We start from the raw sequence: 23,720 nt of genomic DNA, 5'->3' as shown, positions 1-23,720 counted from the left end.
AGTGGTTTAATGATGTTCAACTTCATGGGTATTCTCTTTTTTTATTTTTCCGGGAATGCTTATGGTGAAAGTTACTCCTAATCCGCTGTTTTCGGCTTTTATACTTCCTCCGTGTGCCTGTACAATTTTTTTGGAAATGGCCAGTCCCAGTCCGCTTCCCGTAGGTTTTAAAATATTTTGGTTTTTCGACTGATAAAACTTGTCAAAAATCATTTCCAGATCCTCTTCCGGGATATGTTTCCCGGTATTGAAAATGGTAATGATCAGCTTTTGATCTTTTTCAAATAATTTGGTTTGAATTGTTCCCTGTTCTTCAGTGAATTTTAAAGCATTGCCCCAAATGTTCTGAAACAGCTGAATCATTCTTGCTTCATCATATTCAAATATAAATTGATTCAGAAGATTAACCTCACTTAAATGAATGTTTTTCTGCTGTATCAGATGAAGGAGCGGATTTAATGCTTTTTTATAGGTTTCAATAATGTTATTTTCCTGAATATGTAAAGAGATTTCGCCATGCTGTAATTTGTCCAGATACAGAATATCGTTGATGATTTCACTTAATCTATCGGATTCTGTAATGATATTGTTTAAAAATTCCTGCTTAATGTCAAAGGGAATATCGTCATCATCAGCCAGGATTTCCCCTGCAGAACGGATTGCCGTAATCGGAGTTCTTAATTCATGGGCAACAGAATCCAGAAAGTCGTCTTTTTGACGGTCTTTGATAATCAGGCTTTCGTTAGCTGTTCTGAGGTCATCGGAAAGTTTCTGCAGTTCTTCAGACTGTTCGGTAAGTTTTTTATTTAAACTGATATTTTCCTGAGATTCTTCGAGGATATTTAAAACTTCTTTTAACGATATTTTATCTTCCTTCGTCACTCCTTCTATTAATATTTTGGCCGAAGCGGTACCGATTCTTCCAGCCAAAAGGTTTTCTGAAAATTTAATAAACCTTGAATCGGCAGTTTCAGTGTTGGAATCTATATTATATTTTAAATTAAAAATTCTTAATGCCTGTTCTGTTTTGCTTTTACCTAAAAAACGTTCCAGGATATTCTGAATATCTGAAACATAGGCCGTTCCCCGCCAGATGAAAGCATTTTCATGATTTTGAATGTATTTGTCAATGTCAACATAGAGTTCAGCAAAGTTTCTTTCACGGTAATTTCCTTTTGAACTTACGGAAACAATCGTAAAGAGGCTTGTATTCACCAGCATCGACCAGAAAAAAATCTGAGGAATTCTTCCCAGATAAGGAATGGTGAAAAAGCCGAAGGCATCATACATATCCCTGATTACGCCTTTAAACTCCTGGTTATAGGAAAAATAATACTGTGGAATAATCAATCCGAAATAACAAATCACTAATCCGGCTATAAGCCCTGTTACAGCACCTTTATAACTTCCTCTTCTCCAGAATAAGGCTCCGAAAAAGGCCGGTGCAAGTTGGGCAATAACAACAAATGATATTAGCCCTACGGAATCCAGTGAAGTCTTCAGAATGAAATACTTGTAAAAGGCAAAAGCCATGATAATCAGGGCGAAAATGCTGAATTTTCTGATATTGGTAATGCTTCTTGTGTTTTGCTCTTCACTTTCAGATTTTAATTTTCCTAATAATCCATAGGGAATGATGAGGTTGTTGGAAAGCATGATCGACAAAGTAATAGCAGAGATGATAATCATTGAAATGCATGAACTTAATCCGCCAAGAAAAACCAGTACCGTGATTAAGGTATTATCAAAATGCTGAGGAATCAGAATAGAGTAGAACTCCGGATTTACTTTTTGTCCGTCAAAAATCAACCTTCCTCCCCACGCGATTGGGAAGATAAATACAGTAAATATTAAAAGATAAAGCGGGAAAAACCAAATGGCGGTTCTGATATGTTTTTCCTGTCTGTTTTCAACAATGGCTGTGTGAAACTGTCTGGGAAGAATGCAGATAGCTGTTGCTGAAATCATACACAGAACCATCCAGTTCATTGCACCTTCAATTCCGTTGAAGGTGTTTTTTTCTTTAAAATCTTCAAATTTGCTGGCTTTCTCATAAATGTCTGAGAAGCCATCAAAAGCAAAATAGATCACGAAAAACCCAAGAATGATAATAAAAAACAGTTTTAAAAAGCTCTCCAGTGCAATAGCTGAGATGATTCCCAGACGTTTTTCTGAAGCATCTACATATCGTGTTCCATAATAAGAGGAAAACAAGGCAATTAAAACCACTACAAAAGTGGCATTATCGGTAAGGATATCTTTAGACATCGGAGTTTCCGTTACCAGATGAAAGGTTTCCGAAATGGCTTTAATCTGCAGCCCGATATAAGGAACAATGGCCAGAAGGCACACCACGGTAATAATGGCACTCAGACTTCTGCTGTTCCCATATCTCAATGAAATAAAATCGGCAAGGCTGCTTATTTTGTTGACTCTTGAAATTCTTACAATCCGGGTGTTGATATAGATCCATGCCGGAATAATCATAATAGGGCCAATGTAAATCGGAAGATAATTTAATCCGCTTGTAGCTGCCACTCCAATACTCCCATAATACGTCCAGGCGGTACAATATACAGCAAGAGACAAGGCGTAAATGTAAGGATTATTGATCCAGCGTTTACTTCTTCTCTTCTCTGCTAAATGGGCAACTAAGAAAAGAAGAGCGAGGTAAAACAGAACTACAAAAAATAATGCGAAACTATTCATCATGCCTTTTTACAATTACAAAAGAAATCACAATGGAGATCATCCAGATCACGAACAGGTAGATCAGAATCATAGGATAGCCTAAAACTTCCCTGTCATTGTTAAAAAGCAATGAAATAGGAATGCTGAAAGCAATCATAAGTCCTACACTCAGGATGATAAGTTTTTGTTCGTGTCTCTTTTTCATACATGATTTTTGATAAAAGATAATTGATGGACTTGTTATCCATCAATTATCTTTTTGTTTTTAAATTTTATCGTCAGAATATTCTCCTTTTAAGGCATAATACCCGAAAATGGCCATTCCGCCTGAGATAATCGGCATTAGTACAAAAAGGATGATAATGCCAAAAACCAGATCTTCCTGTTTTCCGGAAGCAATTTTTGGGATTCCCAATACCGTAATTCCGAAATATCCTACAATCACCGCAATAGCGATCCAGAGAATGCCTAATATTTTTTTTAGTCCGTTCATTTTAGTAGTTTTAAAATTAATAAAAATTTGAGTGATTCAGTACCTAATCGTGAAGATTATTGTTCTTATTTTTAAGATAAAACAATCCGATAACCAAACATACTGTGGCAACCCCAATCGGATACCAAAGCCCTTCTAAGTACCATGTTGCATGTCCTGCTTCTTTTCCTGTGGTGACCAGATAAGTTGCCACTGCCGGAAGAAGCCCACCGAATACTCCGTTTCCAATATGATAAGGCAATGACATTGAAGTGTAGCGGATTCTCACAGGGAACATTTCAACAAGGAAAGCTGCAATAGGGCCGTACACCATTGTTACAAATAGAACTTGGATAAATACCAGGAAGATCAGATACCATTTCGTGTCATCACTGAGTTTTAAACTTTGAGAAACTTTAGGTTCTTCCGCTTTTCCATCTTTCATGACAACTCCCGAAGGTGACCAGTGAACGACACTGTCTTTTTTGATCAAGGTACCATCTGTATAAAGAGTTTCTTTGTGAAAAGTAACCAGGCTGTCTGTTGCGATGTCTTTATGAATTTTGGCGGTTCTTTTTTCTATAATTCCATTAGCGGCAACAGTTTTACTTTCCAGATTCACGCTCTTGAACATGCTGTCGTATATTGGTCTGTAGGCTAAAATAGCAACCAGCATTCCGGTCATCATTACTGCTTTTCTCCCGATTTTATCAGACAGCCATCCGAAGAATACAAAAAACGGAGTTCCTAAAAATAAAGCGGTAGCCATTAATGAATCAACCTGTGCGGATTCTACATTCATTACTTTTTGAAGGAAACTCATTGCATAAAACTGTCCTGTATACCAGATAACACCTTGTCCCATGGCTGCTCCGAATAAAGCCAGCAATACAAATTTGAAATTGTATTTATTTCCAAAACTTTCTTTTAAAGGATTTTTGGAAGTTTTACCCTCACTTTTAGCCTTGGCAAAAAGCGGAGATTCCTTCATGTTTTTTCTGATGACATAAGAAACGGCAACCATTAAAATCGAGATCCAGAAAGGGACTCTCCATCCCCAGGTGTCAAATTCTTCTGCAGAAAGGGTTGTCTTCGTGATTAAAATAACGATTAATGAAATGAAAAGTCCGGCAGTTGCAGTAGTTTGGATCCATGATGTCCAGTAACCTCTTCGGTGAGGTTGGGCGTATTCTGCAACATAAGTAGCGGCACCTCCATATTCTCCTCCCAGAGCAAGTCCCTGCAGTAATCTTAAAATTAAAACCAAAACAGGAGCCATAAATCCAATGGTTTCATAACTTGGAATACATCCGATCAGGAACGTGGAAAATCCCATGATCAGTAAAGTGACAAGGAAGGTATATTTTCTCCCGATAATATCTCCCAGTCTCCCGAAAAATAATGCTCCGAAAGGTCGTACAACAAATCCGGCTGCAAAAGTAGCCAGCGTGGACAAAAATGCTGCGGTAGGATTATCAGCAGGGAAAAATTTCGTAGCTAAAACAACGGCTAAACTTCCAAAGATGTAGAAGTCATACCATTCTATCAATGTGCCTAGAGAAGAGGCAGTGATCACGCTCCATATCGTGCGGTTTTTCTGCCTGTCGGTCATATTTTCGTAGCTTTCGTGATGATTTTCGCTCATATTGATTAGTTTTTGATGTTATTGGAATAGGATGTTAATTTGAAATTGCTTTTAAACCATTAAGAGATTTTAAGTTGATAAGAATATTTAAGATTTTTATTAAGCGATAATCTTTTTATATCATCTTTGATGGTGCTTAACTTATCTTAATTTCTTTACTATTCTTAATGGTTCAAATTTTATAAGTAGATCTGAAACTGGACAATAAATTCCCCTTTTGAAGAAGGGCTTTCCGTAGGGCTGGTATAAACCGGTCTCGTTGAATATTGTGTTGTTATCTTGGCATGATGTCCGTCTATGAACCAGTTGGCTCCCACATCAAACTGAGACGAAGATTTATCGAAGGCCTCGAAACTTTTGTGGGTATAAGCTGCAAAAGGCTGTATCCTGATTTTGGGCTTTTCTGCCTGGCTTGGTAAAAGTAAACCAGCCTGTGCGTAGATAATATTACCTGTTCCGATAGTGGGCTGTAGATTTCCTGGTCCTGCGATGGCTTTATTTCCGATAAAATTAGGATCGGAGGCTGCGATATTCATTGTTCCCAGATTTCTTACATAATTAGGTCCGAAATTGTAGTTGTAATATCCGGCATATGCGGAAACAGCCATTTTGTTTTTTGCTTCTCCCAAGGGAATATCTGCGAAAGCATCTACTGCAAAAAGAGTAATGTCGTGTTTCTCAATGTTTGAATTCACTGAAGTTCTTGTTCCGTCAGCCTGATGATAAAAACCTGCGCCCACATTGAAAACCTTTTTTGTCCCAAGGTAAGAGCCTACTTTGAAGGGTAATGCGTTGGATTCTTCGTCAAGAAATTGATATTCAACATATCCTGCTTTTGAAAAACTGGGATTTCCGTTGTTGTCTACTGCGATAGCCCTTGAAGGATCTGTTACATTCACAGGCGTAAGATCAGTAGCGAAAGGTTTATTTAAACTGAAACGATATTCCAGTTTTCCGTATTTACCTTTGGCAAACATTCCCAGCTGTCTTGCGAACTGGTCTGAATTATCAATCAGTGGCCATGAAAAAACGGGTGAGTCTAATGTGAGGAAATTAAGGGTAGAAGCCATGGTCATACGGGAAAGTCCCATATAGTAATGAAGACCTGCTCCTAAAGATAAACTGAATTTTCCTGCTTCTCCAGGTAAAATAACTGCATATTCATTCCATGCGTCATGAAAAAATAACTGGGTTTTCTTTCCATTTCCATAACCTCCTGTCCCTGAAGTTCCTGAAGCTCCGCCATTGATAAAGGTCTGGTTGTTGATTCCGAAGTGAAGGAGAATCATATATCTTTTAGAGATTTGTGCATAGGTCAGAGCACGCAAACGTCTGTTTCCTAAGCTCCAGGAGTTGTCTGTAGGTTCACCTCCTACCATACTTCCGGGGTTCATGGAAGTGTTTCTTACCCAAAACTGATCCCATAAAATAAATCGGATGAATTTATCACCGTTCTGGTTGAGGTTAATTTTTAAGCCATTGCCATAATCAGGAGAACCTTGTGAGTATACGGAACTGCTGATTAAAGCTAATCCAATGAATGTAAGTAATTTCTTCATAAATTATCAATTTTTGGCGTTGTTTTTTGTGAATGCCAAATTGTAATTAATAATTTGTTTATGAAAATTTAATATATATTAGTGGTAATAGTATAGTTATGAATTGTTTAATGTTATACGTTTCGGGTTTCGTGATCGGGGTTTTTAATCTAATCGATTTATAAGTGTTTGATATTGAAAATTGTAATTAGATCTCGTAACCCGTATCTCGCATCCCGACTACTTCTTAAATCGTTCCCACTTGATCAGCATGTATTTATCTGCAAACTGAGTAATGATAATTCCTGAGTTTTTAATGTTTTCTTCCTGAGCGATATAGTCGATCAACTCGTTCTGTTTTAGGATCTTATAAACGGGATGGAATTCAGAATGAGGAGGTCTTGTAATATTATACTTCTTAATCCATGAGCTGATGGTAACATGTGAAACTCCGATAATTCTTTCAATTTCGCGATAGCTCAAACCTTCTAAATAGAGCTGCAGGGCTTTGGTTACGTAGTAATCATCAATTTGTTTCCCCAGTTTTTTAACGGTAAAATAATAATTACAGTCTTTGCAGTGGAAGCGTTGCTTCTCATTGATGATGCCGCTTTTTACCACTTTAGTGCTGTTGCATTTAGGACAGGTATTTTCCATAACTATATTATTTTAGCAAATATATAATAAATTAGCAAATGTATATTTTTCAATAAAGATAATTTTACCTGTTTAAAATTTTAAAACAAAAAAAATATCTTTTTTATTTGGATTTAAAAGAAATTATATTTTAAATTTGCCAAAAAATTTAGATAAATAAATGGAAATAGAAATTTCCTCATGCGAACATCTAATGTATGTGAGTGAAATACAGCAGGAAATGTATGATTCTGCACAGCGTAGAGGAACGGGAATCGCAAAACGTTCTATAGAATATTTGAGTAAGAAGATTTCAGAAGGCAATGCTGTGGTAGCCACTGAAAACGGTGAGTGGGTAGGTTTCTGTTATATAGAGACCTGGTCACATGGGAAGTTTGTTGCCAATTCGGGACTGATTGTGTCGCCGAAATTCAGGAACGGAGGTGTAGCTACTCAGGTCAAGCAGAAGGTTTTCCAATTATCTAGAGATAAATATCCGGATGCTAAAGTATTTGGATTAACGACAGGGCTGGCAGTAATGAAAATCAATAGTGATTTAGGTTATAAACCGGTAATCTACTCTGAACTGACTCAGGATGAAGAATTCTGGAGTGGCTGCAAAAACTGTGTGAACTATGAAATTTTAATGATGAAGGAACGCAAAAACTGCCTGTGTACAGCCATGTTATTTGTTCCTGAAAATGATAAAAAAAAAGAGGTGGTGAATAACCAGCCTGAAAATAAATATAATGAAGTAAGCCAGATGGATTTTGAGTATTCTGTACAAAAATCTCTTGGTGAGTTCCATTTGACAACTAAAAAAAATAAAAAGAGTCCAGATGAAAAAGAAAGTCATCTTAGCGTTTAGTGGAGGTTTAGATACTTCCTACTGTGCAAAATATCTTAGTGAAACACTAGGGTATGACGTGTATGCCGTTACTGTAAATACCGGAGGTTTTTCAAAAGAAGAGGAAAAAGAACTGGAAAGAAAAGCTTTAAAGCTGGGAGTAAAGGAATACAGGTGTGTAGACGCTCAGGAAGATTACTATAATTCATGTGTGAAATATCTGATTTTTGGGAATGTATTGAAAAATAATACCTATCCTCTTTCAGTAAGTGCTGAGCGTACGATTCAGGCGCAGGAAATTGCAAAATATGCCATTGAAGTAAATGCAGATGCTATTGCTCATGGAAGTACAGGAGCAGGGAATGATCAGGTTCGTTTTGATTTAATCTTTCAGGTGATGTGCCCGAATATTGAAATCATTACTCCCATTCGCGATATGGCGCTGTCCCGCGAGGAAGAGATTGAATTTTTAAAAGAGCACGGATATGAAATGGAATTCCATAAAGCACAATATTCAGTGAATAAAGGTCTTTGGGGAACTTCGGTAGGAGGAAAAGAAACTTTGACTTCAAGAAATTATCTGCCGGAAGAAGCTTTTCCCTCTCAGATTAAAGAAACTCAGCCTTCAGAACTGGAGATCGAGTTTAAAAACGGAGAAGTGATCGGAGTGAACGGAGAAAACTTTGAACATTCTGTATATGCTATTCAAAAAATAGAGGAATTAGCCTCAGCGTATGGAATTGGTCGTGATATTCATGTAGGTGATACCATTGTTGGGATTAAAGGACGTGTGGGATTTGAAGCGGCAGCAGCATCAGTGATTATCAAAGCGCATCATTTATTGGAGAAACATACACTTTCAAAATATCAGCAAATGATGAAGTCTCAGTTATCCGACTGGTATGGAAACTGGCTTCATGAGGCGCTTTTCCTGGATCCTGTGATGAGAAATATTGAGTCTTTCTTAGTAGATTCTCAGAAAACAGTAAGCGGAAAAGTATTTGTAACTCTTCATCCTTATAGATTTATTTTAAATGGAATTGAGTCTAATCACGATCTGATGTCTGATAAATTCGGAAGTTATGGAGAAGCTAACAGAGCATGGACAGGCGACGATGTGAAAGGATATACAAAGATTGTAAGCAATTCTTTAAATATATACCACCAGATTAACCAGAATATCAATTAGTTCCGAAAGAACATAATGTAAGGCAGAATAACATTCTGTAAGAATCAAAATGAAGAAAACAGTAGGAATAATTGGTGCTAACGGTTATACAGGAAGTGAGCTGATACGCTTACTGGCTTTTCATCCCCATGTGACATTGAGTTTTTTATATAGTCGTTCGAATTCGGGAACAAGAATTTCGGATCTGTACCCGGATTTAACGACCGTTTGTGAAATGGTTTTGACAGATACACCTGAAGATGTAGATATTCTTTTTCTGTGTCTTCCTCATAAAGAAAGTCAAAACTGGTTAACTCAAAATCCTGTAAAAGATGAAACGCTGGTGATTGATCTCGGAAACGATTTCCGTTTAGAAGGAAACTTTGGGAACAGAAATTTCATCTACGGATTACCTGAAATCAATAAAAAACAACTGTCGGGGGCAAAAAGTATTGCGAACCCGGGATGTTTTGCTACAGCGATTCAATTGGCTTTACTGCCATTAGCAGAAAAAGAAGTGTTAAATGAAGTTTTTACTACAGGGATTACAGGTTCTACCGGAGCTGGGCAGTCTTTGCAGGCAACCACTCATTTTACCTGGAGAAATGATAATGTTTCAGCGTATAAAACTTTAACGCATCAGCATGTAGATGAGATTTTACAACAGCTGGTTGCATTTAATAATAAAGAAGTAACCCTGAATTTTGTTCCATGGAGAGGAGATTTTGCAAGAGGAATTTTTACAAGTTCCACCATGAAGACGGACTTGGAGCTGGAGGAAATAGAACAATTGTATCAGGATTTTTATGCGGAGGAGCCTTTTGTTACGGTAAGTAACAAGGCAATTGATTTAAAGCAGGTTGTCAATACCAATCGCTGTGTGATTCAGATCGAAAAGAGTGGAAATGTTGTCGTTATTCACTCAGCGATTGACAATTTGTTAAAAGGTGCTTCAGGACAGGCCATACAGAATATGAATCTGGCAATGAACTGGGAAGAAAATGCAGGATTGAACCTGAAACCAATAGCATTCTGATGTATAATGTAGAATGTACAAAGTAAAATGTATGGGAACTCGGAAACCGAATCCTATATCATTTATTATTTATCAATTATCATTTATTAAAAGACATGAATTTATTCAACGTATATCCATTATTCAATATAAATCCGGTTAAAGCTCAGGGATCTTTTCTTTGGGATGACAAAGGAGAACAGTATCTTGATTTTTACGGAGGTCATGCTGTAATTTCCATTGGTCATAACCATCCGCATTATCAGAATAAGTTAAAAGATCAATTGGAAAAGATCTCTTTTTATTCCAATTCGGTTCAGAATGAATTGCAGACTGAACTGGCGGAAAAGCTGGGAAAACTTTCAGGATATGAAGATTATAATCTGTTCTTATGTAATTCAGGAGCTGAAGCTAATGAAAATGCTTTAAAACTTGCATCGTTTCATAATGGAAAAAGTAAAGTGCTTTATTTTTCCGGTTCATTCCATGGAAGAACTTCTGCAGCTGTTTCCGTAACAGATAATCCGAAAATTGTGGCTCCGGTTAATTTTTCAGAAAGATTCATCAAATCAGACTGGAATGATGTGCAGCAGCTTGAGGAAACTTTTGAGAAACATGGAAGTGAAATTTCTTCCGTTATCATTGAAGGAATTCAAGGAGTAGGCGGCATTATGATTCCTACCCCGGAATTTTTATCTAAAATTAAAGAACTATGCGAAAAATATGATGTTGTTCTTATTTTGGATGAAGTGCAGTCCGGATATGGAAGAAGCGGATATTTCTTTGCTCATCAGGAGTTTGGAGTAGAAGCGGATATTATTACAACCGCAAAAGGAATGGGGAATGGTTTCCCTGTGGGTGGAGTTTTAATTCATCCTAAATTTCAGGCAAGCAATGGTTTGCTGGGAACTACATTCGGAGGAAATCATCTGGCTTGTACCGCTTCAATTGCTGTTCTGGATGTCATGAAAGATGAAAATCTTATTGAAAATGCTCAGAAAATGGGCGGGTATATTGAAAATGAAATTAAAGATTTACCACATATTAAATCCATCCGAAGGAAAGGGTTGATGATCGGAATAGAGCTCGATAGAGACTGTTCAGAAATAAGGAAAAGCTTATTGTTCGATCATCATATTTTCACAGGAAACTCTAATGATAAAAGTGTCTTAAGGATTCTTCCGGCACTGAATATCAAACAAGAGGAAACGGATCTTTTCATCAATGCTTTGAAAGTGGTATTGGGGAAGGTGTAAACCGCAAAAGTCACAAAAGAATTTAAACACTAAGTGATTTTAAGAAAATACTAAAGGCTTAAGAAGTGCACTTAAGTTTTCGAAAATCTTTGATTTTCTTCTTATGTGAGCTTATATATTTTCAAAATAATAAACTTTTAAAACTTAAGTGTTCTAAAGTGTTTTAATAAAAACTTTTGTGCCTTTTGTGGTTAGATCAACAATTAATATGTAAACAAAATCTTTAAAATCAATTTTAAAATGAAAAAATTTACCTCTGTAAGTGATGTAGAAAACTTACAGGAAATCATAAAAAAAGCTTTACAAATAAAAGCAGATCCCCTTACTGAAACAGAAAAAGGAAAGGGAAAAACAATCGGACTTGTATTTTTGAATTCAAGTTTGAGAACCCGTCTGAGCAGTCAGATTGCAGCGCAAAATCTAGGGTTGAATGTTTTGACATTAAATGCAGCACAGGAAGCCTGGAATCTAGAGTTTGCTGATGGAGCTGTAATGAACGGTGATACCGTAGAACATATCAAAGATGCTATTGAAGTTTTAAATCAATATTGCGATATCATTGCAGTGCGTTGTTTCGCAGGGATGAAGAGCAAAGAAGATGATGTGAATGAAAGTATCTTAAGCCAGTTTGAAAAACATGCAAAAGTTCCTGTTGTTTCTTTGGAATCTGCAACGCGCCATCCGCTGCAAAGTCTGGCAGATTGTATTACCATTACAGAGAACTGGAAAAAAGACCATAAACCTAAAGTGGTATTAACCTGGGCGCCACATATCAAACCTATTGCCCATGCCGTTGGAAATTCTTTTGCAGAATGGATGCAGGAAATGGATGTGGAATTGGTGATTGCTAATCCTGAAGGCTATGATTTGGATAAAAAATTCACAAAAGATGTGAAGGTAATTCATGATCAGGATGAAGCTTTAAAGGATGCTGATTTCATTTATGTAAAAAACTGGTCTTCTTTTGATGACTATGCAGCAATGCCTGAAGTAAAAGGTGACTGGATGCTTACCAATGAAAAATTAGCTCATACCAATGAAGCGAAGGTAATGCACTGTCTTCCGGTTCGCCGTAATGTTGAGCTGAGTGATGAGGTGATGGATGGAGGTAATTCTATTATCTATCAGCAGGCAAAAAACCGAATTTTTTCGGCACAAGCTGTATTCAGTGAAATTTTAGATGAATTAAAAGCCTGAAATAATTCTTGTCAAGGTTCAAAACCTTGACAAGGATAGAAAGAGGTAAAGATCCCAAAAAGTTGACAATGAAAGAAAAGTTATACATCATAAAAATTGGCGGAGCTTTAATTGATGATGAAGAATTGTTAGCCCAATTCTTAGCCCAATTTTCTGAAATTCAGGAAAAGAAGATCCTTGTTCATGGTGGAGGAAAGTTGGCTACAACATTGGCTGACAAACTGGGTATCGAACAGAAAATGATCAACGGAAGGAGGATTACGGATAAAGAAACATTGGATATTGTAACCATGGTATATGCAGGAGGAATCAATAAAAATATTGTTGAAAAGCTGCAGCAGAAAAAATGTAACGCCATAGGATTTTCCGGTGCAGACGGAAATCTGATTAAAGCTAAAAAAAGAGTACATCCTGAAATCGACTTTGGATTTGTGGGGGATATCACTAAGAAAAGCGTGAACAGAAAGCTGGTTTCAAAACTCATCAAGCTGGATCTTGTTCCTGTATTTTCTGCGATTACCCATGACAGAAAAGGGAATCTTTTCAATACCAATGCAGATACCATTGCTTCTGTGATTGCACAGGCTTTGTCAGAAAAATATGAAGTTGAACTGTTGTATTGTTTTGATAAAGAAGGCGTTTTAGAAGATGTAAACGATCCGGAATCAGTGATTAAAAGTGTAAATGAGGAAGAGTTTACGGTATTAAAAGAAGAAGGAAAACTTCACAAAGGGATTTTACCTAAACTTGAAAATGCTCTTGGAGCAATAAAAAATAATGTAGATAAAGTGTTTCTGATTAAAGAGACGCAATTGAAAAATCATATAGAAAATCATCATGCAGGAACTGAAATCTGTTTATAATAAAGAAGAGCTATTGAATAATGCAGTCGGATTGCTTAAAAATTTGATTGAGATTCCTTCATTCAGTAAAGATGAGTTCAATACATCAGTAGAAATTGAGAATTTTTTCAAAAAACATCAGATTCCTACTAAACGTTTTAAAAACAACATCTGGGCGGTGAATAAACATTTTGATGTGTTTAAACCCTCCGTTTTACTGAATACCCACCATGATACGGTAAAACCCAATAAAGCCTATACACTGGATCCGTTTATTCCTATTGAAAAAGAAGGTAAGCTGTTTGGTTTGGGAAGTAATGATGCCGGAGCTTCTTTGGTTTCTATGGCCCAGGTTTTTTTACATTTTTATGATAAAGAAGATTTAAAATATAATTTAGTTATTGCTTTGACGGCAGAGGAGGAGATTTCAGGATTTGATGGAATCGAAGCCTTATTTCCGCAGCTACCCAATGTAGAACTCGCTATTGTAGGAGAACCCACGCAGATGAATCTGGCGATTGCAGAAAAAGGACTTCTTGTAATTGATGGAGAAATGAAAGGAACTCCTTCTCATGCCGCTCATCCTAATGATGATAACTCGATTGTAAAATGTATGGAGGATCTCCAGAATATTTTAGCCTTTAAATTTCCAAAGGTTTCAGAATATCTGGGCGAAGTGAAAGTTACCTTATCTGGAATTCATGCTGGAGTACAGCATAATGTTGTTCCTGAGTCATGTAATTTCACACTGGATGTGAGGGTTACAGATGAATATTCCAACGAGGAAGCGTTTGAAATTATCCAGTCTCAGATGAAATCTACATTGACGGCAAGATCGTTCAGACTGAATTCTTCAAAGATTGAAATGGATCATCCGTTTGTAAAAGCAGGTCTTGAAATCGGAAGAACCACTTATGGATCTCCAACCTCTTCGGATCAGGCGATTATTCCATGTACATCAGTGAAAATAGGCCCGGGTGACAGTAGGCGCTCTCACACGGCAGATGAATTTATCTATATCCATGAAATAGAAGAAGGAATAGAAATCTACATCAGGATTTTAGAAAAAGTGTTATAAAAAGAGAAACTAGAAGCTAGAGACTAGAAATTAGTAGAAAAAGGCCACATAAAGGTTATAACTAACTTCTAACTTCTAACATCTAATTTCTAATCTCTGAAATATATGTTTTGACTCCGCCCGGCAGGCACTAGAAGTTTAGTTTTTAATAAGATTTATGCAAAAAGAAAATTAGAAATGAAGGCTTTACATAAGGAAATGTTTTTTTATAGTTAATAGTAATAAGGATTGCCTTGCTGGGCATGTCAAAACCAATCAATATTTTAAATAAATCATATGAAAAAGATATGGCAGAAGGATGACCTTGCCACCAATATATTAGTCAATAATTTTACCGTTGGAAAAGATCTTGACTTTGACGAGCGTTTAGCAAAATATGATGCTAAAGGTTCTATGGCGCACTGCAAAATGTTAGCAGAAACCGGGATTATTTCTCAGGAAGAATCAGAGCAGATGTTATCTGTTTTAAATAGTATTTTACATAAAATTGAAGACGGTAGTTTTGAAATTGATAAAGAAGCTGAGGATATCCATTCTCAGATAGAAGCGATTCTCATTGAAGAATTAGGAGACACTGGAAAGAAAATTCATACGGCACGATCCAGAAATGATCAGGTTTTATTGGATATAAAATTGTACTTATTGGATGAAATCCGTGAGATCACAGTTCTTACCGATGAATTTTTCCAGATTTTAATTCAGTTGGCAGATCAGCATAAAAATGTTCTGCTTCCTGGATATACCCATTTGCAGATTGCGATGCCTTCATCATTCGGATTGTGGTTCGGGGCTTATGCGGAAGCACTTTTGGATGATGTGGAAATGTTATTTTCAGTAAAGAATATTATTAATAAAAACCCACTGGGATCTGCAGCAGGTTATGGTTCTTCGTTTCCGATTAATCGTGAAAGTACAACGTATAATCTAGGCTTCCAGTCGATGAATTATAACTCTGTATATGCGCAGATGACTCGTGGAAAGTCGGAAAAAATGCTGGCAATGGCTATGGCAACCTTAGCGGGAACTCTTGGGAAGTTTGCTTATGATGTATGTCTGTATCTGAGTCAGAATTTTGACTTTATCAGCTTTCCAAAAGAGTTTACCACAGGAAGCAGCATTATGCCGCATAAAAAGAATCCGGATATCTTTGAGCTGGTTCGTGCACGATGCAACAGAATTCAGTCACTTCCAAACGAACTGATCCTTTTAACGACGAATCTTCCTTCCGGATACCACAGAGATGTACAGCTTACGAAGGAAATACTTTTCCCTGCCATAGATTCTTTAAAAGAGTGTCTGGAAATTTTAAGCTATACTTTACCTAATATTAAGGTGAAAGACGGGATTCTGGAAGATGAAAAGTATAAGTATCTTTTCAGCGTAGAAAAGATCAATGAAGAGGTAAAGAATGGAAGTTCTTTCCGTGATGCTTATGTAAAAGTAGGACAGGAGGTTGAAAACAATGCGTTTGAGTTTGAACCTGGAAACCTTGAACATACCCATCAGGGAAGTATCGGTAATCTTTGTCTGGATAAAATAGAATATCAGTTCAATAAACTGAAAAATAAATTATTGGGTTAGAATCTAAGCCATTAAGGTCAGCAAAAACTTAAGCAAAAATCAGTGGAATCTCTAAAATTATTTTATAGCCTGCTTTCTTTTTCGTTTGTGAATCTTAATCTTTAATAAATCTTAATTGCTTAAGTGATCTTAATGGCTGGATTGTAATTCCGCTCTTTGAATTTGATGATTGATAAACTGAACCACTAATGTACATGAAAACTTTAAGGTTGGTTAAGAAAATCTACTGTATAAAATTTTATCGGAGATAAAATCTTTGCGTCCTACAACATGAAGTTTATGAATTTCTTTTGCGTCTTTGCGTTTTCTAACAAAATACGAGTTTATAAAAGAAGTTGGTAGACGCAAAGGCGCAAAGATAATTATTTGAGTTATTTTTTAAGGCGCAAGAAAATCAGAGATTTTCAGCAAGAAGTTTAAATCAGTTTTGGTTTAAAAATATAATGATTATTCCAGATCAATTTTAAACTTGGTAGATTTTTTACCTCGGGAGCTAATCTGTTCTTTGAATTTGATGATTGATAAATTGAACCATTAAGGTAGATGAAAACTTTAAGGTTGGTTAAGAAAATCTACTGTATAAAATTTTATCGGAGATAAAATCTTTGCGCCTTACAGCATAAAGTTTTCAATTTTTTTTGCGTCTTTGCGTTTTTCTAAATAAAATTTATTGGTAAGCGCAAAGGCGCAAAAATTATACAAAAATGTATTTGGATTTTAAGGCACAAGAAAATCCTTGATTTTCAGCAAGAAGTTTAAATCAGCTTTGGTTTAAAATAGAAGGATTATTCCAGATCAATTTTAAATTTGGTAGATTTTTTTACCTCATGAAGCACAATTGAACTGTGGTATTGCCCGATATTAGGAATGTTTGAAATAACATTAACAGCAAATTCGTTATAAGAATTGATGTCTTTGGCAATAATCTTCAACATATAGTCATACTCTCCGGAAAGACTGATGATTTCCTGTACTTCATCATATTTTCCAATGTGATTTTCAAAAGTTTCCAATACTTTCTTGGATTGTTCCTTAAGGCGGACATTACAGTAAACTACAATATTTAAACCCAGTTTTTCACGGTTTAAAAGTCCTACATACTTCTGAATGATTCCTTGCTTCTCCAATTGCTTGATTCGCTCATACGTAGGAGTAAAGGTAAGACCTATCTTTTCGGAAATTTCTTTAACCGATAATGTAGAGTCTTCCTGAATAATACTGAGAATCATTTTGTCTTTTAAATCCATAGAATAAATTTGAGTTTTAACAAAAATATTAATTTTAAATGAGAATAAGGAAGGACTGAAGTTTTTAATTTATTTTAAACATAATTTTTGTAGGTTCATAAAATTGTTGTATCTTTGCACCTAATGAATAAAAAAGCATTTATATCATTAGATTTACCGGGCGAAAGCGCCCTTTACGATATTTATTGTTATTAAGCGAAGATAGTTGTCTTCGCTTTTTTTATGCCCAAAAATTAGAATTATGTTTACGATTACAGAACTAAGCACCGAGAGAATCAACAGTATACTGACAGAAGCACTGGCTTTTGCGAACGGTAAAACTGCTAAAATTGAAGGAGAAGTTTTTTGCTCAAACCTTTTCTTCGAAGACAGTACAAGAACGAAAACAAGTTTTGACCTTGCAGAAAGAAAACTGGGATTGCAGGTAGTTCCTTTTGATGCATCACACAGTTCGGTAAACAAAGGGGAGAGCCTTTATGACACTGTAAAGACGATTGAAAGTATAGGAGTAAACCTTGTGGTAATACGAGATAAGAAAGACAGATACTTCGAAGAACTGAAAAATATTAAGATTCCGGTAATCAACGGAGGAGACGGAACAGGAAACCACCCTTCACAGTGTATGCTGGATCTGATGACCATTTATCAGGAGTTCGGAAAGTTTGAAGGTTTAAAAGTAGGAATTGTAGGTGATGTAAAACATAGCCGTGTTGCCAATTCAAATGCTGAGGCATTAAGAAGATTGGGAGCAAAAGTATACTTCTCAGGACCGGAACAATGGTTTGATGAAGGAGCACTGATCAACGGGACTTATATGTCTGTAGATGAATTGATCACCGAAGTGGATGTATTAATGTTATTAAGAATCCAGCACGAAAGACATGATGCCGCGATGAGTTTTACCGCTTCGGAATATCATAAAAGATATGGTCTGACCAAAGAAAGAGAGCAGGCGATGAAAAAAGAAGCAATCATCATGCACCCGGCTCCTATCAACAGAGGAGTGGAAATAGATTCAGACCTTGTAGAATGCAAGAGATCAAGAATCTTTAGACAAATGGAAAACGGTGTCTTCGCCAGAATGGCCATTTTGAAAGAAGCGTTAGAAAGCAAAGGGTATACATTTAAGTAAACTGTAAAAAGTAAAATGTTCAAGGTAAAGAATACATTTTACATCAGACATTAGAAAAAAAAGAAAATAATAGAAAATCTAATTTTTAAAAATGAAGAAAAAATTAATACTGGAGTCCGGTGAAGTGTTTCATGGAGAAGGTTTCGGAGCAGAATTGGAAACTGCAGGAGAAGTAGTTTTCAATACCGGAATGACAGGGTATCAGGAATTGATTTCTGACCCATCGTATTGCGGTCAGATAGTTTGTATGACCTATCCGCTTATCGGAAATTATGGTATTAACCGTGATGATTATGAAAGTATTGAGCCGGCAATCAAAGGGCTTATCGTAAAAGAACTTTGCGATCTTCCTTCCAATTTCCGTACTCAGATTACTTTAGATGAATTATTTAAAAAGAAAAACCTTTCAGGAATTTCAGGAATTGACACCAGAAGACTGACAAGAGTTCTTCGTAACCATGGGGTTGTAAAAGGAAAAATTGTAAACGTTGATGCAGATGACGCTGCAGTAGCTTCTGAGTTAAAATCAACAAATTTCCCTACCAATCAGGTAGAAGAAGTTTCTACAAAAACACCTTACGCGAACCCTAACAGAGGTTTCAAAGTAGTATTGGTAGACTTCGGTGCAAAACTGGGGATTATCAGAGAATTATCTCAAAGAAACTGTGATATCATTGTGGTTTCTCAGGATACTACGGCAGAAGAGATCCTATTGATGAATCCGGACGGAATTATGTTATCAAACGGCCCTGGTGACCCGGAAGATGTACCACACGCTTTAGAGATGATCAGAGGATTATTAGGGAAAGTTCCCATCTTCGGAATCTGTTTAGGACACCAGTTAATTGGTCTTGCTTGTGGAGCGAAAACTTTCAAGCTTAAATTCGGACACAGAGGAGGAAACCACCCGGTACTGGATCTGGAGAAGAACACGGTAGCAATCACTTCTCAAAACCATGGATATGCTGTAGATCAGGAAAGTTTAAAAGGAACAGACCTTATCGAAACGCACATCGCATTAAATGACAGAACAAACGAAGGATTGAAACACAAAATCCACCCTTGTTTCTCTGTTCAGTATCACCCCGAAGCGAGCCCTGGCCCTGAAGATGCAAACTACCTGTTTGATGAGTTCATTCAAATGATGGAGGACTTTAAGAAGTAAGAAAGATTTTCAGATATTAGACATCAGATAACAGACTTTATCATGCATAATTTTGAAAAATTAGTTTTTTGGCAAAAATCAATTGAACTTGCAAAACAGGTTTATATCATTTGTTCAGAATTACCTAAAGATGAAAAGTTTGGTTTGATTTCTCAGATTAAAAGATCCGCAATCTCCATTCCTTCAAATATAGCAGAAGGCGCAGGAAGAAATAATGATAATGAGTTTTATCATTTTCTTGGTATAGCAAATGCTTCCTCTTTTGAATTGCAGACACAATTAATATTAACTAGAGAATTAAATTTACTTGATGTAGAAAAAGTCAACTGTTTAATATCAAATCTGAATGAAATTCAAAGAATGATTTATACATTCAAATCTAATTTAAAAAAGTAAAACATCCTGTTGGATGTCTGGAATCTGACATCTAACATCTTGTATCTAAAAAAAGAAAAATGGCAAAACGTACAGATATAAAAACAATTTTAGTAATCGGTTCAGGACCTATCATCATTGGTCAGGCAGCTGAATTTGATTACGCAGGAACGCAGGCTTGTCTGTCTCTGAAAGAAGAGGGCTACAAGGTAATTTTGATCAACTCAAACCCTGCAACAATCATGACGGATGTGGAAATCGCTGATAAAGTATATATTGAGCCGATTTCATTACAGTTTGTAAGCCACATCATCAGAAAAGAACGTCCGGATGCATTATTACCAACATTGGGAGGTCAGACAGGACTGAACATGGCGGTAGAATTGGAAAAATCAGGAATTCTTGAAGAGTGCAAAGTGGAAGTATTGGGAACAAAGCTTTCTGCCATCAACAGAGCTGAAGACAGAGATCTTTTCCGTGAGTTGATGAGAGAATTGAACGAGCCGGTTCCGGAATCTGATATCGTAAACACGGTAGAAGGAGCACTTGCTTTCGCCAATGAAATCGGTTACCCGGTAATTGTTCGTCCTGCCTTTACCATGGGAGGTACCGGAGGAGGTATCGCTTCTACAGAAGCTGAATTGAAAGAGATTGCTGAATTGGGACTAAAGCACAGTCCGGTTACTCAGTGTCTTATTGAAAAATCAATCGCAGGTTTCAAAGAAATTGAATACGAAGTAATGCGTGATGCAAACGACAACGCCATTGTGGTTTGTAACATGGAAAATATAGATCCGGTAGGAGTTCACACAGGAGATTCTATCGTAGTAGCACCTTCTCAGACACTTTCAGACAGAGAGTATCAGTTACTGAGAAATGCTTCATTAAAAATCATCAGAGCTTTAGGAATCGAAGGAGGATGTAACGTACAGCTGGCCTTAGATCCACACTCTTTCGAGTATTATATTATCGAAGTAAACCCGAGAGTTTCCCGTTCATCAGCGCTAGCAAGTAAAGCAACAGGATATCCGATTGCAAAAATTGCTGCAAAGATTGCTGTAGGATTAACGCTGGATGAAATCATGAATCCGGTAACAGGAAAAACATATGCATGTTTTGAACCTGCTCTTGACTATGTGGTAACGAAGTTCCCAAGATTCCCATTCGATAAATTCGAAACGGCAGACAGAAGACTTTCTACTCAGATGAAAGCAACTGGTGAAGTAATGGCGATCGGAAGAAATCTGGAAGAATCTTTACAGAAAGCTATCCGTTCATTAGAAACAGGAATCAAACATTTAGGATTAAAAACTAAGCAGGCGGAAGCGCTTACTGCTGAGGAAATCGAAAGAAGAATCAGAGTATGTGATGATGAAAGATTGTTCATTATCGGAGATGCTTTAAGAAGAGGATACGACTGGGAACAGATTGTAGAATGGAGTAAAATCGACAAGTTCTTCATCTGGAAACTGAAAAAACTAGTTGACTTCGAAAAAGTAATCGCTGAAAACAAATTCGATAAAGAAACTTTAATTGAAGCGAAGAGATTAGGTTTCGCAGATATCAATATTGCTGTTCTTTGGGATGTAAAAGAACGTGAGGTTTTCAACTTCAGAAAAGAAAACGGAGTAATGCCGGTGTACAAAATGGTAGACACTTGTGCTGCTGAATTTGAATCTGAAACCCCTTATTTCTACGGAACTTACGAAGAAGAAAACGAAAGTGTTGTTTCTGACAAAGAAAAAATCATCGTACTAGGTTCAGGACCTATCAGAATCGGACAGGGAGTTGAGTTTGACTACGCAACAGTTCACTCTGTATGGGCAATCAAAGAAATGGGTTATGAAGCAATTATCATTAACAATAACCCTGAAACAGTTTCTACAGATTTCTCAATTTCTGATAAACTATACTTCGAGCCGCTTACAGAAGAAGATGTAATGAACATCATCGAGCTTGAAAAACCTAAAGGAGTAGTGGTACAGTTCGGAGGGCAGACTGCGATTAACCTTGCCGATAAATTAGCCTCTCACGGAGTACAGATCTTAGGAACTTCATTAGAAGATCTTGACAGAGCTGAAAACAGAGATAAATTTGAAAAAGCACTTCAGGAACTGGGAATTCCTCAGCCAAAAGGAAGAACTTCAACTTCGAAAGAAGAAGCAATAAAAATTGCTAACGAAATCGGATATCCGGTATTGGTACGTCCAAGCTACGTTCTTGGAGGGAGAGCGATGGAAATTGTATACGCTGAAGCAGAATTGGCCCACTACATGGAAAATGCTGTAGAAGCCAGCCCTGAACACCCTGTATTGGTTGATAAATACATGGTAGGAAAGGAAATTGAAGTAGATGCCATCTGTGACGGTGAAACTGTAGTGATTCCAGGGATTATGGAGCACATTGAAAGAGCGGGAGTTCACTCCGGAGACTCAATCGCAGTATATCCACCACAAAATATCTCTCAAAGTGAGATTGATACTTTGGTAGATTATACACAAAGACTGGCAAAAGGACTGAAAGTGATTGGATTAATGAACATCCAGTACGTTCTTTTCGAAGGAAACGTCTATGTAATCGAAGTAAACCCTCGTTCTTCAAGAACAGTTCCTTTCTTATCTAAAATCACAGAAGTTCCTATGGCAAACCTTGCAACAAAGGCAATCTTAGGACAAAAACTGAAAGATTTAGGATACGAAAACGGATTGGTTCCAAACAAAGAAGGAGTATTTGTAAAAGTTCCGGTATTCTCTTTCTCCAAACTAACGAAAGTTGACATCTCTTTAGGCCCAGAAATGAAGTCTACAGGAGAGGTAATGGGGAAAGATACAACTCTTGAAAAAGCATTGTACAAAGGATTGGTTGCAGCAGGAAGAAAAGTTCCTATGCACGGATCTATCCTGTTCACAGTAGCAGATAAACATAAAGACGAAGCAGCAGCTCTTGCAGCAAGATTCCATGAAGTAGGATTCAGAATCTGGGCTACGGAAGGTACTGCGAAGTTCTTCGAAGAAAAAGGAATTCCTTGCAAAATAGGATACAAAATCGGAGAAGAAAGTGTAAATCTTATCGATTTGATCCAGAAAGGAAAAGTTCAGTATGTTGTGAATACCACTACAAAAGGTAAGCAAGCTGAAAGAGACGGATTCCAGATCAGAAGAATGAGTGTGGAAAATGGTGTTCCTTGTTTAACTTCAATGGATACTGTAGAAGCGATCTTAAAAGTAATCGAAAGCATGAGCTTCAAAATGGAGACCATGTAATTTCGAATCCAATAAATATTCAAAATCCCACAAATTTTCTTGTGGGATTTTTTTATCAGAAAAACTAATAAATTAAAGTAATCTGATTATTTTTACAAAAGCCCTCTAAACTTAAATACAATGAGTATAAAATCAATGATAATAGGATTCTTAAGTTTTATTTTCATAACGGTTCTTTCAGGATGTTCCTGGTTGACTGATTTTTATATTCAAAATCTCACCGGGACCAAAAAAATAATCAAGATCAATTATAATTATCCTGTATCGAAAGCAATTGATGATGAATCCGGCAGTTTTGCATTTAATTACGAAAATGGAATATTGTCACCGCGTTCTTTCTATAAAATTAAAGATCCAAAGACTCTTGAAAAAATACAAGTGAGAGATTCTTCCATTGTTCTTGAGCTTTATCCGAATTCAACAACAAAAATTTACAAAAGCCATAATGGAAGCTGGAGATACATGATTAAAAGTGTTGAGATTGATGGAAAGATATTTTATCCTGCAGCATTGAAAGATAAAAGCAAATTTATCCGTAATGATTATGTTTACAAAATTGAATAAAGAAAAAA

The 23,720-nt window shown here is 36.6% G+C and carries 20 protein-coding genes; 13 read left to right on the top strand and 7 right to left on the bottom strand.

Features of this window, described 5'->3' with window-relative positions:
• Positions 1 to 6: 6 nt before the first annotated feature.
• From ACWPWS_RS08845 to ACWPWS_RS08820, 6 genes are all read right to left on the bottom strand, one after another.
• The gene (locus ACWPWS_RS08845; protein WP_454046893.1) at positions 7 to 2,709 is read right to left on the bottom strand and encodes an ATP-binding protein; all 2,703 of its coding nucleotides are present in this window, start codon (positions 2,707 to 2,709) and stop codon (positions 7 to 9) included.
• Positions 2,702 to 2,896, bottom strand: a complete 195-nt coding sequence (locus ACWPWS_RS08840; RefSeq protein WP_454046218.1) for a hypothetical protein — start codon at positions 2,894 to 2,896, stop codon at positions 2,702 to 2,704. Before ACWPWS_RS08840 ends, ACWPWS_RS08845 begins: the two co-directional genes overlap by 8 nt.
• A 60-nt stretch (positions 2,897 to 2,956) precedes the next feature.
• Positions 2,957 to 3,184 carry a DUF6814 family protein gene (locus ACWPWS_RS08835; RefSeq protein WP_034696261.1) on the bottom strand — a complete coding sequence of 76 codons (228 nt, stop codon included), beginning with the start codon at positions 3,182 to 3,184 and terminating at the stop codon, positions 2,957 to 2,959.
• A 43-nt stretch (positions 3,185 to 3,227) separates the two neighbouring features.
• Complete coding sequence (locus ACWPWS_RS08830) at positions 3,228 to 4,808, bottom strand: MFS transporter (RefSeq protein ID WP_454046217.1); 1,581 nt, start codon at positions 4,806 to 4,808, stop codon at positions 3,228 to 3,230.
• Between the two features lie 179 nt (positions 4,809 to 4,987).
• Positions 4,988 to 6,367: a porin gene (locus ACWPWS_RS08825; RefSeq protein WP_454046216.1), complete on the bottom strand. Its 1,380-nt coding sequence runs from the start codon at positions 6,365 to 6,367 to the stop codon at positions 4,988 to 4,990.
• A 219-nt stretch (positions 6,368 to 6,586) separates the two neighbouring features.
• Entirely contained in the window at positions 6,587 to 7,003 is a 417-nt protein-coding gene (locus ACWPWS_RS08820; protein ID WP_047423319.1) for an IS1/IS1595 family N-terminal zinc-binding domain-containing protein, read from the bottom strand.
• Between the two features lie 160 nt (positions 7,004 to 7,163).
• On the opposite strand from ACWPWS_RS08820, the gene ACWPWS_RS08815 reads away from it, so the two are divergent.
• From ACWPWS_RS08815 to argH, 8 genes are all read left to right on the top strand, one after another.
• Positions 7,164 to 7,850, top strand: a complete 687-nt coding sequence (locus tag ACWPWS_RS08815; protein WP_454046215.1) for a GNAT family N-acetyltransferase — start codon at positions 7,164 to 7,166, stop codon at positions 7,848 to 7,850.
• Positions 7,822 to 9,018: an argininosuccinate synthase gene (locus ACWPWS_RS08810; RefSeq protein ID WP_454046214.1), complete on the top strand. Its 1,197-nt coding sequence runs from the start codon at positions 7,822 to 7,824 to the stop codon at positions 9,016 to 9,018. The genes ACWPWS_RS08815 and ACWPWS_RS08810 overlap by 29 nt, the downstream gene beginning before the upstream one ends.
• Before the next feature lie 49 nt (positions 9,019 to 9,067).
• On the top strand, positions 9,068 to 10,033 hold the full coding sequence (gene argC, locus ACWPWS_RS08805; protein ID WP_454046213.1) for an N-acetyl-gamma-glutamyl-phosphate reductase: 966 nt from the start codon (positions 9,068 to 9,070) through the stop codon (positions 10,031 to 10,033).
• Between the two features lie 95 nt (positions 10,034 to 10,128).
• Entirely contained in the window at positions 10,129 to 11,268 is a 1,140-nt protein-coding gene (locus ACWPWS_RS08800; protein ID WP_454046212.1) for an aspartate aminotransferase family protein, read from the top strand.
• A 240-nt stretch (positions 11,269 to 11,508) separates the two neighbouring features.
• Positions 11,509 to 12,465: an N-acetylornithine carbamoyltransferase gene (locus tag ACWPWS_RS08795; RefSeq protein ID WP_454046211.1), complete on the top strand. Its 957-nt coding sequence runs from the start codon at positions 11,509 to 11,511 to the stop codon at positions 12,463 to 12,465.
• Between the two features lie 68 nt (positions 12,466 to 12,533).
• Complete coding sequence (gene argB, locus ACWPWS_RS08790) at positions 12,534 to 13,328, top strand: acetylglutamate kinase (protein WP_309511382.1); 795 nt, start codon at positions 12,534 to 12,536, stop codon at positions 13,326 to 13,328.
• On the top strand, positions 13,303 to 14,385 hold the full coding sequence (locus ACWPWS_RS08785) for a M20 family metallo-hydrolase (protein ID WP_454046210.1): 1,083 nt from the start codon (positions 13,303 to 13,305) through the stop codon (positions 14,383 to 14,385). The genes argB and ACWPWS_RS08785 overlap by 26 nt, the downstream gene beginning before the upstream one ends.
• Positions 14,386 to 14,661: 276 nt before the next feature.
• Positions 14,662 to 15,966 (top strand): argininosuccinate lyase, encoded by a 1,305-nt coding sequence (gene argH, locus ACWPWS_RS08780; RefSeq protein ID WP_454046209.1) that lies wholly within the window; start codon positions 14,662 to 14,664, stop codon positions 15,964 to 15,966.
• Positions 15,967 to 16,751: 785 nt separating this feature from the next.
• On the opposite strand, the gene ACWPWS_RS08775 is transcribed toward argH, so the two are convergent.
• The gene (locus ACWPWS_RS08775; RefSeq protein WP_002980286.1) at positions 16,752 to 17,213 is read right to left on the bottom strand and encodes an Lrp/AsnC family transcriptional regulator; all 462 of its coding nucleotides are present in this window, start codon (positions 17,211 to 17,213) and stop codon (positions 16,752 to 16,754) included.
• A gap of 241 nt (positions 17,214 to 17,454) precedes the next feature.
• On the opposite strand from ACWPWS_RS08775, the gene ACWPWS_RS08770 reads away from it, so the two are divergent.
• The 5 genes from ACWPWS_RS08770 to ACWPWS_RS08750 all read left to right on the top strand — a co-directional run bounded on the left by ACWPWS_RS08770 (position 17,455) and on the right by ACWPWS_RS08750 (position 23,712).
• Positions 17,455 to 18,345 carry an aspartate carbamoyltransferase catalytic subunit gene (locus ACWPWS_RS08770; protein WP_245169738.1) on the top strand — a complete coding sequence of 297 codons (891 nt, stop codon included), beginning with the start codon at positions 17,455 to 17,457 and terminating at the stop codon, positions 18,343 to 18,345.
• Between the two features lie 91 nt (positions 18,346 to 18,436).
• Complete coding sequence (locus ACWPWS_RS08765) at positions 18,437 to 19,510, top strand: carbamoyl phosphate synthase small subunit (protein WP_209785121.1); 1,074 nt, start codon at positions 18,437 to 18,439, stop codon at positions 19,508 to 19,510.
• 42 nt (positions 19,511 to 19,552) lie between these two features.
• Positions 19,553 to 19,906, top strand: a complete 354-nt coding sequence (locus tag ACWPWS_RS08760; RefSeq protein WP_454046208.1) for a four helix bundle protein — start codon at positions 19,553 to 19,555, stop codon at positions 19,904 to 19,906.
• Between the two features lie 59 nt (positions 19,907 to 19,965).
• On the top strand, positions 19,966 to 23,148 hold the full coding sequence (gene carB / locus ACWPWS_RS08755) for a carbamoyl-phosphate synthase large subunit (protein ID WP_454046207.1): 3,183 nt from the start codon (positions 19,966 to 19,968) through the stop codon (positions 23,146 to 23,148).
• 120 nt (positions 23,149 to 23,268) lie between these two features.
• On the top strand, positions 23,269 to 23,712 hold the full coding sequence (locus ACWPWS_RS08750; protein ID WP_454046206.1) for a hypothetical protein: 444 nt from the start codon (positions 23,269 to 23,271) through the stop codon (positions 23,710 to 23,712).
• Positions 23,713 to 23,720 lie beyond the last annotated feature (8 nt).

The organism is Chryseobacterium sp. Marseille-Q8038 (genome assembly GCF_965111995.1).
Note: the sequence above shows the minus strand (reverse complement) of the source record. Positions and strands in the feature narration are given on the sequence as shown.